Source organism: Verrucomicrobiia bacterium (assembly GCA_019634625.1).
Taxonomy (GTDB): Bacteria; Verrucomicrobiota; Verrucomicrobiia; order Limisphaerales; family CAIMTB01; genus CAIMTB01.
On sequence record JAHCBA010000010.1, the window covers coordinates 26,690 to 39,707 of the forward strand.

10 protein-coding genes are annotated in these 13,018 nt (G+C 68.5%); 3 read left to right on the plus strand and 7 right to left on the minus strand.

The window, feature by feature from the left end; genetic code table 11:
- Positions 1-4 precede the first annotated feature (4 nt).
- Positions 5-2,182, plus strand: a complete 2,178-nt coding sequence (locus KF833_07970; protein MBX3745234.1) for a bi-domain-containing oxidoreductase — start codon at positions 5-7, stop codon at positions 2,180-2,182.
- A 40-nt stretch (positions 2,183-2,222) separates the two neighbouring features.
- On the opposite strand, the gene KF833_07975 is transcribed toward KF833_07970, so the two are convergent.
- From KF833_07975 to KF833_07990, 4 genes are all read right to left on the minus strand, one after another.
- Positions 2,223-2,915: a DUF1080 domain-containing protein gene (locus KF833_07975; protein MBX3745235.1), complete on the minus strand. Its 693-nt coding sequence runs from the start codon at positions 2,913-2,915 to the stop codon at positions 2,223-2,225.
- 84 nt (positions 2,916-2,999) lie between these two features.
- Positions 3,000-3,611 carry a DUF1080 domain-containing protein gene (locus KF833_07980; protein ID MBX3745236.1) on the minus strand — a complete coding sequence of 204 codons (612 nt, stop codon included), beginning with the start codon at positions 3,609-3,611 and terminating at the stop codon, positions 3,000-3,002.
- 55 nt (positions 3,612-3,666) lie between these two features.
- A complete protein-coding gene (locus KF833_07985; protein ID MBX3745237.1) occupies positions 3,667-4,248 on the minus strand; it encodes a GNAT family N-acetyltransferase in 582 nt (193 codons plus the stop codon).
- 1,002 nt (positions 4,249-5,250) lie between these two features.
- Complete coding sequence (locus KF833_07990) at positions 5,251-6,360, minus strand: aminopeptidase (GenBank protein ID MBX3745238.1); 1,110 nt, start codon at positions 6,358-6,360, stop codon at positions 5,251-5,253.
- Between the two features lie 326 nt (positions 6,361-6,686).
- On the opposite strand from KF833_07990, the gene KF833_07995 reads away from it, so the two are divergent.
- Complete coding sequence (locus KF833_07995) at positions 6,687-9,755, plus strand: DUF748 domain-containing protein (GenBank protein ID MBX3745239.1); 3,069 nt, start codon at positions 6,687-6,689, stop codon at positions 9,753-9,755.
- Positions 9,756-9,774: 19 nt separating this feature from the next.
- Here KF833_07995 and KF833_08000 read toward each other — a convergent pair whose 3' ends face one another.
- Genes KF833_08000 through KF833_08010 form a run of 3 tightly spaced genes read right to left on the minus strand, consistent with a single transcriptional unit; the run spans position 9,775 to position 11,727 of the window.
- On the minus strand, positions 9,775-10,509 hold the full coding sequence (locus tag KF833_08000) for a 2-phosphosulfolactate phosphatase (protein MBX3745240.1): 735 nt from the start codon (positions 10,507-10,509) through the stop codon (positions 9,775-9,777).
- A gap of 13 nt (positions 10,510-10,522) precedes the next feature.
- A complete protein-coding gene (locus KF833_08005) occupies positions 10,523-11,413 on the minus strand; it encodes an 8-oxoguanine DNA glycosylase (protein MBX3745241.1) in 891 nt (296 codons plus the stop codon).
- On the minus strand, positions 11,410-11,727 hold the full coding sequence (locus tag KF833_08010) for a winged helix-turn-helix transcriptional regulator (GenBank protein MBX3745242.1): 318 nt from the start codon (positions 11,725-11,727) through the stop codon (positions 11,410-11,412). Before KF833_08010 ends, KF833_08005 begins: the two co-directional genes overlap by 4 nt.
- A 95-nt stretch (positions 11,728-11,822) precedes the next feature.
- Between KF833_08010 and KF833_08015 the strand changes: the two genes are divergently transcribed.
- Positions 11,823-13,001, plus strand: a complete 1,179-nt coding sequence (locus KF833_08015; protein ID MBX3745243.1) for a 5-(carboxyamino)imidazole ribonucleotide synthase — start codon at positions 11,823-11,825, stop codon at positions 12,999-13,001.
- Positions 13,002-13,018: the final 17 nt, after the last annotated feature.

Below are 13,018 nucleotides of genomic sequence, written 5' to 3' on the forward strand. Positions count from 1 at the left end.
CCGCATGAAGCAACTCGCCCAGTACCAGGACGGCCGCCTCGAACTCCAGGAAGTCCCCCTCCCCACCCCGCCCCCGGGCGGCCTCCGCGTCCGCCTCGCCCACTCGGTCATCAGCGCCGGCACCGAGCGCATGAAGGTCGAACAGGCCCGGATGAACCTCCTCCAAAAAGCCCGCGCCCGCCCCGACCAGGTCCGCAAAGTCCTCGATACCGCCCGCAATCTCGGCTGGCGCGCCGCCCTCGACAAAGTCCGTAACCGCCTCGAATCCCCTTCCCCCCTCGGTTACAGCGCCGCCGGCATCGTCGATGCCGTCGATCCCGGTCACTCCCGCTTCCGCGTCGGCGACCGCGTGGCCTGCGGCGGCGCCGAATGCGCCTTCCACGCGGAATACGTCGCCATCCCCGATCTCCTCGCCGCCCGCATCCCCGACGGCGTCGAAACCTGGCAGGCGGCCTACACCACCATCGCCTCCATCGCCCTCCAGACCGTCCGCCAGCTCGAACCCCGCCTCGGCGACCGCGTCCTCGTCATCGGCCAGGGCCTGGTCGGCCTCCTCGTCACCAATCTCCTCGCCGCCAATGGCTGCCGCGTCATGGCCGTCGATGTCGCCGAAGCCCGCCGCCCCGTCGCCACCGATCTCGGCGCCGAACAGGTCGTCATCCTCGGATCCCAATCCCTCCCCGATGCCGTGCGCGCCTGGACCGAAGGCTTCGGTGTGGACGCCGTCGTCCTGGCCACCGCCACCTCCACCAACACGCCGACCGAACAGGCCATCGACGCCGCCCGCGACCGCGCCCGCCTCGTCGTGGTGGGCAACACCCACGTCGAGCTGCCGTGGAAAACCACCTACGAGAAGGAACTCGAGGTCCGCTATTCCCGCAGCTACGGACCCGGCCGCTACGATCCCGCCTACGAATGGGGCGGCGCCGACTACCCCGTCGGTTACGTCCGCTGGACCGAGCAGCGCAACTTCGATGCCTGCCTCCACCTGATGAAAACCGGGGCCCTCCGCCTCGACCGCATCACCACCCGTCGAGTCCCCTTCACCGATTGCCTCGAGGTCTATCGCCAGCTCGCCGATGGCGCCCCCGACATCGGCGTCGTCCTCGAATACCCCCTCCCCTCCTCCGCCCCCCACCCTCCGCCCTCCGCCTTCCGTCCTCCGTCCTCCGCCCCCTGTCCTCCGCCCCCCGCCCCCCGCCGTTCCCGCCCCATCCGCCACCTGGATGTCATCGGGGCCGGCAATTTCGCGCGGACCATGCTCCTGCCCCATCTCGCCGGGAAACTCCCGCTGGGCACCGTGGTCAACCAGACCCCGCTCAGCGCGAACCACGTGAAGTCCAAGTTCGGCTTCCCCCGCGCCGCGACTGATGCCAACGCCGTGCTCGCCGAACCCGGCGACGACACCGCCGTCCTCATCGCCACCCGCCATCATCTCCATGCCCCGATGGTCCTCAAGGCGCTGGCCCACGGACGCGAAATCTTCGTCGAGAAACCGCTCTGTCTCACCGAGGACGAACTCGCACGCATCGCCGCCGCCCACGCCGCCCGCCCGGTCGGTCTTCACGTCGGTTTCAACCGCCGCTTCGCCCCCGCCAGTGCCGCCCTCAAGGCCGTCCTCCGCTCCGCGCCCGGCCCCAGGACGGTCAGCTTCCGCGTCATGGCCGGACGCCTCGACCCCGCCCACTGGTACGCGAATCCCGATGAAAGCGGCGGACGTGTCCTGGGCGAGGCCTGCCATTTCCTCGACTACTTCTGCTTCCTTCTCGAAGCCGACCCGGTCCGCGTCGCTGCACAAACGGTCTGGCCCGCCTCGGGCCGGTTGCCCTATGCCGACAGCGTGACGGCGCAGGTGGCATTCGCCGACGGTTCCAGCGCGCAGCTCGTGTACACCGCCGAAGGCGATCCCACCTGGCCCAAGGAAGTCTGCACCGTGTTCGGGGCCGGCTTCGTCGCCGAGATCGAGAACTTCCAGCGCCTCACGATTCATCGCGGACGAAAACCCGTCCGCCAGACCTTCGCCGGCAAGGGCCACGCCGAACAGATGGCCGCCTGGACCGCCTACCTCCGCGCCGAAGCCGGCGCCCCGCTGTCCTTCGCGGAATCCCACCGCAGCATGCGCCTCACCTTCGCCACCCTCGAAGCCATCCGCACCGGCTGCACCATCGAGTTGCTCCCGTAGGCAGGGGCGGATGGCCATTCAGCCATTCCCCTCCCCCGCCTCACTCCCGATCGTAAACCCGGATGAACGCATTGCGGATCTCCACGTGCCCGTCGTCCCGGCTCAACTCCTGGAACCCCAGGTGTCCCCGTCGCGGTCGATCCCGGATCGGCGGTGCCCCGGTGCCGTCATGACGCAGGATGGGTTGGATCTCCCCGGACAAATCCACGTCGTGGATCAGCACCCCGTTGAGCCGCGCCACCAGCCGCGTTCCCCGCAGCGAAACGCGGTAATGATTCCACTCGGTCGGGCGATACACCTGCTGCCTCGGCGCAATCGCCCGATAGATGCCCCCGGTCAGTTCGCTCGGAGCCGCCTGCGGGTTGTATCGATAGTCCGCCATCTGAAGTTCCATCCCGTCGAATGCCGGGTCGCCCGCCATCGGCGCCCGCAGGGCCAGCCCGCTGTTTCCCCGTTCTCCCAGCCGGAACTCGTATTCCAACTCGAAATCCCCGTACTCCCGCTCGCTCATCAGCCAGTTCCCCCGTGCGCCCCCGCTTCGCAGCACCCCGTTCTCCACCCGCCACACCGACGCCGCCGGCCCGGGCTTTGAAACGTCGTTCCAGGCGCGCACCGTCCACCCCTGCGGCACACCCTCCTCCGGAAAGAGCGGTTCCCAGGCCCAACGCGACAGCGTCGTCGAGCAACCCGTCCCGAGAACCAACGCCGGAATCAAGACCCAGAAAATGCGCATGCCCGGTTCTAGCCCTTTCCAGCCCCGAAATGCCAGCCGCCGGATCGGAACGAACGCCTTCCTCGGAATCCCCCGTCGTCCCCCTCACCCCTCGCCGCCGGCCCCATCCAGTTCCCGCACGCGCAGACTGCGGAAATCGAAGACCCGATCCTCCGCCTGGATGCCAAGGTAGCCCCGTTCCCGGTCGATCCCGTCGAACTCCCACACCCGTTTGCCATCCACCTCCAGCGTCGCCTTTCGTCCCCGCACCTCGATCCGGAACTTCGACCACGGCTCCTCCTCGTCCACATCCGGCCCCTCGACGGGCGACCGCAGCACCGTCCGGTAACCCTGGATCAGCGCCCCCCAAAGATCCCGGCGCAGATTGATCTGCCACCCATCCGTCGGCCACGGCTTCCCCTCCAGTCCCACCCGGAAAAACAACCCGCTGTCGTATCGCTCGACCAGCGGACGCAACTCCACCTCGAGCACGAAATCCCCGTACTCCTTCTCCGTCCGCAGCCAGCCCATTCCGCGCACCAGACGCAACCGCCCATCGTGCACCTCGAACCGGACGTCATGCACCGGCACCCAACCCGCCAGGTCCCGCCCGTTGAACAGCGATTGCCACTCGGCTCCCGAAGCCGCCGGGCCCATCGCCAACGCCCCCAATACCGCCATGGCCCAACGCGCCGCGCGCCGCATTGTCGTCGTCATGAAGGCACTGTGCTCCCGCCCCCCGCCGTCCCGTCAAGCGCTCCGGGTCCGGATCTCACCCCATCCCCGCGTATTCCTCGTCCACGCGCAGATCGAGGTCCATCAGGATGTAATCGTGCGGATTGCCCTGCATGTCCTCCACGTACTCGGGAAGTTCCAGCCGCTTGCTGAACCCGAGCAGCGCGAAGACCTTCATCGCCGCCTCCTGCTCGCCAATGAACTCGGCCTCCACCTTCTTCAGGCTCACACCGCGCGCCAGTTCGACCGTCTCCGAGACCAGTCCCCGCGCCAGACCCCGGCCGCGCAACTCCGGATGCACCAGCACGCTCACCCGCCCAATGTGCCGCTTCCAGCCGCCCAGTTGCTGGTGAAGCGTCGCCGCCGCCACAATCCGGTCCCCGGCCAGCGCCAGCAGCGGCAGGTTGCGGCCGTAATCGATGTTCGCGCACCAACCCCGGATCACCCCGGGATCCGTGACCCGGTGCTTGATGAACATCCGTTCCCTCTCCGGCACCGCCAGAAAGAACGCATGGAACGCCGATTCGTCCGACGCTTCCAGCGGACGTACCTGGCACACCGTGCCGCCTTTGATCGTGATCTCCTTCGGATACTCGTCGAGCAGGGCTTCGAGTGACATGCCATCGCCTCCGGGTTGAGGGCCTCGTTGGAAGACGCCCGCAGCGTGCCGATCCCCGTCGCCTCCACGCAAGGCGGGATTCCATCCCTCCAAAATCCCCGGTGGGACGAGCTCCGCGAGTCCTCAACCCCTTGCTCCACACCCTTGCTCCCTCCTCAATCCTCGTACTCAGCCCGAAGGGCGGTACTCGTACTCGTCCTCGATCCCACAAGCGCACCTCTTCGAGCCTCGCCTTACCGATGTCCCGATGGATTCAGACTTGCCCGGACCTCCCATTCCATATGGAAACCGGGGAGGGCGAAGGGGAAGGGCGATTACGAGTACGAGTACGAGTACGAGGCCTGATGCAAGAACCTGGGGTGCACCCTCTCGAAGGAGGTCTGATGAAGCGCACCAAAACGGGTCACCGCGGAGCTCCCAGTGATCACAGAGATCCTGGGAGCATCACCTTCGATCGGGTTCCAGAAACCCGGAGGGTTTCCAGAGATTAGCCGGGGGTCGAGCCCGGCTCCGCGGGTTCGACCCCCGGTCAGAAGTCCCACCTTGCTCACGACCCCGCCAGGGGTCGCAGATCCCATCCCCCGATCCCGCAGGCACACCCTTTCGAGCGTCCCCTTTAGGCCCGGTGCATACCCAGGTTATCGGTGAGAAGCCAGCGAATCGGAGGGACGAGCCCCGCGAGTCCTCAACCCCTTGCTCCACTCCCCTTGCTCCCTCCTCAATGCTCGTACTCAGCCCGAAGGGCGGTACTCGTACTCGTCCTCGAACCCACAAGCGCACCCCTTCCAGCACCCTCGATCGGGTCCCAGAAACCCGCAGGGTTTCCAGAGATTAGCCGGGGGTCGAGCCCGGCTCCGCGGGTTCGACCCCCGGTCAGAAGTCCCACCTTGCTCACGACCCCGCCAGGGGTCGCAGATCCCATCCCTCGAACCCACAGGCGCACCCATTCCAGCCTCGCCTTTCCGCCAACCCGGTTCGCCCTCTGCTCCGCCCCCGCCCCCGCTATCGCAGCCGGTCCGGATTCAATCCGCGCAAATCCGAAGGCAGGAACAACCCGTCCTTCCGGATCAACTCCCCGTCGAGCCACACCTCGCCACCGCCCCACTCCGGCCGCTGGATCAGCACCATATCCCAGTGCACCGCCGACCGGTTCCCGTTGTCGCACTCCTCGTAGGCCTGGCCCGGGGTCAGGTGCAGCGATCCGGCGATCTTCTCGTCGAACAGGATGTCGCACATCGGATTCAGGATGTGCGGATTGAAACCCAGGCTGAATTCCCCCGTGTACCGCGCCCCCGGGTCCGTATCGAGAATCTCATTGAGCCGCGCCGTGTTGCTCGAGGTCGCCTCGACCACCTTCCCGCCCCGGAACACCAACCGCACATCGTCGAACCGCGTCCCGGCGTACAACGTCGGGGTGTTGAACTGGATCATCCCTTCGATCGAATCCCGGACCGGGCAGGTGAACACCTCGCCATCGGGGATGTTCCGGTCGCCCTTGCACATCTGCGCCCCGATCCCGGCGATGCTGAAACGGAGGTCGGTGCCGGGCCCCTTGATCTCCACCTGGTCACCCTGTCCCAGCCGCCGGTGCAACGGCTCCATGGCCCTGGCCATCCGCCGGTAGTCCATCGTGCAAACCTGGAAATAAAGATCCTCGAACGCCTCGGTGCTCATTCCCGCCGCCTGGGCCATGCTCGGCGTCGGCCAGCGCAACACACACCAGCGCGTCTTCTTCACCCGGTGATCGATCACCGGCCGGAGCGTCTTCGAATACAGCCGCAGCCGGTCGGTCGGCACATCCGAGGCCTCGTTCGCATTGGCACTCCCCCGCACCGCGATGTACGCCTGCACCCGCCGCATCCGGTGCATCTCCAGATCCTTCAGCAGCCGCGCATGCTTCTCGTCCGTCTCCCGCATGATCTCCCGGCTCACCCGCGTGTGCCGCACCTCGATCAACGGCGTCCCCCCCGCCGCCCGCACCGACCGCATCAACTCGACCGAGAACTCGTCCGGCACATCGATCATGTCCAGCAACACCACGTCGCCGGCCTGCACGGCCGTCGAGTATTCCACCAGCAGTTTGGCCAGCCTCGAATAACGGGGGTCCGTCATGCCCCAAACCCTACCCGGAACCGCCCCCGCACTTCCAGCCCCCCCGTTTCCCTTCGGAGGGACGAGCTCCGCGAGTCCCCATCCCATCGCTCCACTCCCTTGCGGCCTCGTGGAACTCGGCCCTCCGATTTCACCTCCCCGCTTCACCTTTCGGAGGGACGAGCTCCGCGAGTCCTCATCCCATCGCTCCACTCCCCTTGCGGCCTCGTGGAACTCGGCCCTCCGATTTCACCTCCATGCTTCACCCTTCGGAGGGACGAGCTCCGCGAGTCCTCATCCCATCGCCAAGGATGGCGCCTCCCCCGGCCGGACCCTATCCTCCTCCCATGTCCGTGAAACCGGCCCCCGTCTCCCGGCGCCTCGTCCGCTGGTCCACGTTCGCCGCCGCCGCCTTCATCCTCTATGCCCTCCTTGCCGGCCTCCTGCTGCCGCGCATCGTCCGTTCCCAGGCCGAACAACGCCTCTCCGCACTCACCGGCGGCCCCGTCCGTCTGGAACAGGTCCGCTTCCATCCCTTCGCACTCCGCGCCACCCTCAGCGGCCTCTCGGTCTCCGATCCCCAGTCCGTCCCCCTGATGGGCTGGAGCAACCTGGTCGCCGACGTCCAGATCGCCTCCATCTGGCGCGGCGAACTGCACCTCCGCGAAGTCGTCCTGGATCATCCATGGGTCCACCTCCACCGTGACGCCGAAGGCCGGATCAACCTCCTTGAACTCCTCGACCGGGTGCAATCCCACTTCCCTCCCGCCGACCCGCCCCCGCCCCCGGCCGATCCCTTTCCCCTTTCCCTCGCCCTCCTCCAAATCACCAACGCCACCCTCCATTGGCGTGACGCCGCCACTCCCGTCCCCTTCGAAACCCGCTGGACGCCCCTGCTCCTCGAAGCCCGGCAGCTCGCCACCCGACGCGATCGCCCGGCCGCTCCCTGGTCCCTTGTCGCCCAAGGCAATTCCGGGGAACGCCTCGAAGCCCGCGGCACCCTCGCCGTCACCCCGCTCGCCGCCCAAGGCACCCTGGCACTCTCGGACCTGCCCCTCCCCAAACACGATCCCTACGCCGCCGCCGTCTCGCCCCTCCAGCTTGAGTCCGGGCGCCTTTCCCTCGAAATCCCCTTCCGACTGGCCTGGTCCTCCGACGGACCGGCGGCCCACCTCGACCATGCCGGCATCGCCCTGCGGGACCTCGCGCTCACCGAACGCACCAACGGCCTCCCCTTCGCCGCCGTATCCATTCTGGACCTGCGCGGCCTGAACGCCTCCCTCGAGGCCCGAACCGCGTCGTTGACCGAAATGCGGCTCCAGGGCGGTTCCCTCCAACTCCGCCGCACCCCGTCCGAACCTTCCAATGTCAAGGGTCTCCTCCGCCCGGAGGTGATCGATGAACTGGTCCGCGACTTCACCGACTGGCAGGCCACCCTCGAAGCCCTCCAGATCGAGGGGTTCACCGTCGCCCATTCCGACACCACCTTCGAACCCGCCGCCGCCGCCCTGCTCGGGCCCATGACCCTTTCCCTCCGCAATCTGTCCAACCGCTCCAACGCACCACCCGCCACCCTCGACTGGACCGCCCCCTGGTCGCCGGCCGGCACCCTCCGCGTCGAGGCCGAGGCCACCGTGCTGCCCACCCGCGCCACCGCCACGGTCTCCCTCGAAGACCTCGCCGTGGATCCCTTCCACCCCTACCTCGCCCGCCTCGCCCACCTCGATCTCCAGCGCGGACACCTCGTCGCATCACTCCGCGCCACCTACGGCCATGGCGCCGCCGCAGATCCCCTCGTCCAGGTCACCGGCAACCTCGCCCTCCGCAACGTCGCCGCCCTCGATTCCCTCAACAGCACCGACTTCATCCGCTGGGACGCAGTCGAACTCAACGGCCTCGACCTCGCCCTCGAACCCCACCGCATCGCCCTCGATGAACTCGCCGTCCGCCACCTCCAGACCAGCCTCATCGTCTCCTCCAACGGCCAGCTCAATGTCCTCGAACTCATCCGCGAAACCGAAGAACTCACCCGCTCCTCCCCCGAATCCCCGGAACCCGCCCCTTCTCCTTCACCCGCCGAAGCCTCTCCGCCCGCCGATGCCGATGCCGATGCTGATGCTGATGCTGATGCTGATACTGATGCTGCCGATCCCGGCACCCGCGTCGCCGGTTCCGCCCCCGCCCTGCCCTGGCCCGTCGCCCTGGGCGCCCTTCGCCTCGAAGGACTCTCCCTCATCGCCGCCGACCGCTTCTACGCCGATGGCTTCCGCACCCAGGTCGAATCCATCGACGGCGAAATCCGCAGCCTCTCCCATCCCTACCGCCAACCGACCGAGATCGACCTGGCAGGGCGCCTCGATGCCCTCTCCGGATTCACCCTCAAAGGCCAGGTCCGCCTCGACCCCGAAGCCTTCGGCACCGACCTCGCCCTCACCACCCAGCGCGCCGATCTCACCCGCTTCACCCCCTACGCCATCCGTTTCGCCGGCTACCCCATCACCGCCGGAGTCCTCGATGCCCAGGTCCGCTATCGCGTCGAGGGCGACCAGCTCGAGGCCGACAACCGCCTCCGCCTCGACCGCTTCACCCTCGGACCCCGCACCAACAGCCCCGACGCCATCAACCTTCCCCTCAAGCTCGGTCTCGCCCTCCTCAAGGACCGCGACGGTCGCATCGAACTGGACCTGCCCCTCTCCGGCAGCCTCGCCAACCCCGAGTTCCGCGTCGCTCCCATCCTCTGGCAGGCCTTCCGCAACGCCATCCTCAAGGTCGCCACCGCCCCCTTCGCCATGCTCGGCTCCCTCTTCGGCAGCCGTGACACCCTCGAATTCGTCGAGTTCTTTCCCGGCTCCGCCGAACTCGCCCCCGCCCAGACCAACCGCGTCGCCGTCCTCGCCCGCGCCCTTCGCAATCGTCCCGCCCTCACCCTCGAATTCCTCCCGTCCTTCGATCCCGCCTCCGACCGTCAGGCCCTCGCCCGCCGCCGCGTCGAGGATTCCCTCCGCGAACTCCTCGCCGCGGAACTCGGACCCGACACCCCGCCCCCGCCCCCAGGCCAGCTCCTCGCCCCGGACGTCCGCCAACGCCTCGTCGGACTCCTCCACGCCCGCGAGTTCGGTGCCGCCACCCCATCCCCGAATCCCACCGATGCCCCGGCTCCCGTCGCTGCCGCGTCCCCCCCGGCTCCCACCCTCTCCGCCGACCAGATGGAACAGCGCCTCGTCGAAATCGCCCGCATCGAACCCGCCGACCTTCAGGACCTCGCCCTGCGCCGTGCCCAGGCCGTCCTCGATCTCCTCCAGCGTGCCCCCGACCCCGACGCACCCGCCATCGAGCCCGAACGCCTTCAAATCGTTCCGGACGATCCCGACAACCCCGGATTGGGACAGCGCCGCGTCACCTTCCGCCTCCAGTGAAATCCCATCGGCCCGCCCTCTATCGCAACACACCGTCCCGCAATTCCGGCACTCGCACCGTGGTATCCTGACGCAGGCACCACGCCACATCCCCGGCCAGCGCCTCGCGCCCCAGCAATCGACGCGCATTCCCCGCCCGTCGCACCCCCCGGTCCGGTTCCCCAACCCCCATCCGCCACGCTGCCAGCGCCAGCCACGCTCCGTCCTCAAACTCCACCTCCCCCTCCAGCAACCCGCACAACGCCCCCGCCACCAGCACATCCTCGTACGCCACTCGTTCCCCCGTCCCGCTGCACACCGCCAGCACCCGCGCCATCCCCGAACCCCGGATCGCCCCGGCCACCGCACCGAGATTCAGGAACGCCCCCGCCAGCACCCGTTCCGCCCCCGCGCACGCCCGCAACGCCCGCGTCCCGTTGGTCGTCGTCAGGACAATCCGCCGCCCCGCCACCCGCTCCCGCGTGAACTCCCGCGGCGAATTCCCAAGGTCGAACCCCGTTCCCCCCGTCCATTCCGGCCCAATCCGCCATCCGTCCCGCTCCCCCGCCAGCAAACAGTCCCCGTCCCGACGCCGCGCCTCCAGCGCCTCCTCGATCGTCACCACCGGCACCACCCCCGACGCCCCGTTGTCCAACGCCGTAATCGCCGTGCTCGTCGCCCGCAACACATCGAAGACCACGCACACCGTCCCCGGCTGCCCCTCCCCCGACAACGTCCCGAACTCCGCCGGCGTGAAATAAACGTCCATCCGCATCGCGCCCCCATCCTCACACGAGGCCCGCCACCGGCGCCACCCTCCCCGCCCGCTTCCGGATTCCGTGAAACAGATACTGCTGCGCCCAGCCGCCGTACGGACCGAAATGCCCCTCCGCCAGGGCCATGATCTCCGCCGCCCGTACCGTCCGTCCCGGAAAATACCATTCCCCCAGCGCCCGCCGCACCCAGACATCCACCGGAAATGCCGCGTCGAAGCCGCCCGCAAACAGCAGCACACAGTCCGCGATCTTCCGCCCCACGCCCGGCAACCCCTCCAGACGTGCCCGGGCTTCATTCAGGGAAAGGGCCTTCAACCCCTCCAGATCCAGGTTCCCAGACGCCACCGCCCCCGCCGCCGCCCGCAGAGAAGCCGCCCGGAATCCCATCCGACATTCCCGCAATTCGCTCTCCGACACCTTCGCCAGCACCCCGGCCTCGGGAAATGCATGGAACATCGGCCCCCCCTCCGACCCCCGCACCGGCTTCCCCCAACGCTCGCACAGCAAGCCCACCACCTGCCGGATCTGCGGGATCTGCTTCGTGGACGACATCAGGAACGACGCCAGACACTCCCACGGATCCTGTCGCAACAGGCGCAATCCCCGACACGACCGCACCGCCTCCGCCAGCACCGCATCCGGCGGAAACGTCGCCAGCACGGCCTCCAGGTCCACCGACACCCGCAGATACTCGCGCAACCATTCCCAGTTCCCCGGATCCACCCCCGACTCCGCCCGGATCACGCCCTCCCCGCTCGACAACCGCACCCAGCGCCCGCCCACCACCCCTTCCCACGCCCCGTCCCGAAACACCCACCGGAACGCCTGGCCCGAATCCAGCGTCGCCCCCAGATCGTAGTCGCGCACCCGGAACTCCCGAACCCATCGCCGCCCGCTGCTCACCCCGCCGGCTCCTTCATCGGCCGGTCGAACCGGAACACGCAACAGCCCAGGTCGAGTTGCGTCTCGGCCCGCGTCAGCCGCTGCCGAAATGCCGGCAGCACCTGGCACTCCACGTGGCTCCCCGTCTTCTCCGTCACCACAATCCCCGCTTCCCGCAGGATCCGCAGATGCTTCGACACGTTGTACTGCGGCGCCCCCACCCGCTCGGTCAGCTCGTTCACCGTCATCGGCCGACCCAGCAGTTCCCGGACAATCCGCCACCGCGTCTCGTCCCCCAACGCCTTCAGCATCTTGATGCAGACTTCGGAACCCATCCCGGTCCCGCACCCTATGGACCCCCGCCCCCACCGACAAGCCGCCAACTCGGCGTTTGCCTCCCGGCCCCGCCCGGCATGAAATCCCCCGCGCCATGTCCGCCAACCCGACCCGCCCCACCCAACCCCATCCCCCCACCCTGGGCCTCGTCGGCGGCGGTCAACTCGCTAGGATGACCGCCCAGGCCGTCGCCCAACTCGGCGGCCGCGTTGCCATCCTCGAACGGCGCGAACATTCCCCCGCCAGCGGCCTCGCCGACCACTCCCTCATCGGCGACTGGGACAACCCCGACGATCTCCTCCGCCTGGCCCGCCTCTGCGATGTCCTGACCCTCGAAAACGAATTCGTCGATGCCGAAGCCCTCGCCGTGGTCGAACGCCATGGTCATCCCCTCCACCCCGGCTCCGGCACGGTCAAGATCGTCCAGGACAAGCTCTGGCAGAAACAGGCGCTCGCCTCCGACGCCATCCCCCTCCCCCGCTTCGCCGACACCCCCACCCGCGACGACGCCCTCCGCTTCGCCACCGAAACCGGCTGGCCCGTGGTCCTCAAAAAGCGACGCAACGGCTACGACGGCAAAGGCAATGCCACAGTCCGCTCCCCGGCCGAACTCGAAGCCGCCTGGTGCGCCCTCGACGGCGACCGCCACGCCCTCATGGCCGAAGCCTGGTTCGCCTTCGAACGCGAACTCGCCGTCATGATCACCCGCTCGCCGTCCGGTTCCGCCGTCATCTATCCCGTCGTGGAAACCCACCAGCGCAACCACATCTGCCACGTCGTCCACGCCCCCGCCCCCATCCCCGAACCGCTCGCCCATCAAGCCGCCGATCTCGCCCGCCGCGCCGTCGCCGCCGTCGGCGGCATCGGCACCTTCGGCGTCGAAATGTTCCTCGCCGCCGACGGTTCCATCGCCCTCAACGAACTCGCCCCCCGCGTCCACAACTCCGGCCACTACACCATCGAGGCCTGCGCCTGTTCCCAGTTCGAAAACCATGTCCGCGCCGTCCTCGGCTGGCCCCTCGGCTCCCCACGCATGCGCGCCCCCGCCGCCGTCATGGTCAACCTCCTCGGCGCCGCCTCCGGCCCCGGCTGGCCCCACGGTCTCGACATCGCCCTCGCCATTCCCGGCGTCGCCGTCCACCTCTACGGCAAAGCCACCAGCGCTCCCGGCCGCAAAATGGGCCACGTCACCGCCCTCGCCGATTCCCTCGACGAAGCCCGGCGCCTCGCCTCCCAGGCCGCCAGCGCCCTCCGCTTCGGCGGCCCGACTTGACCCCCTTCCCACATTCC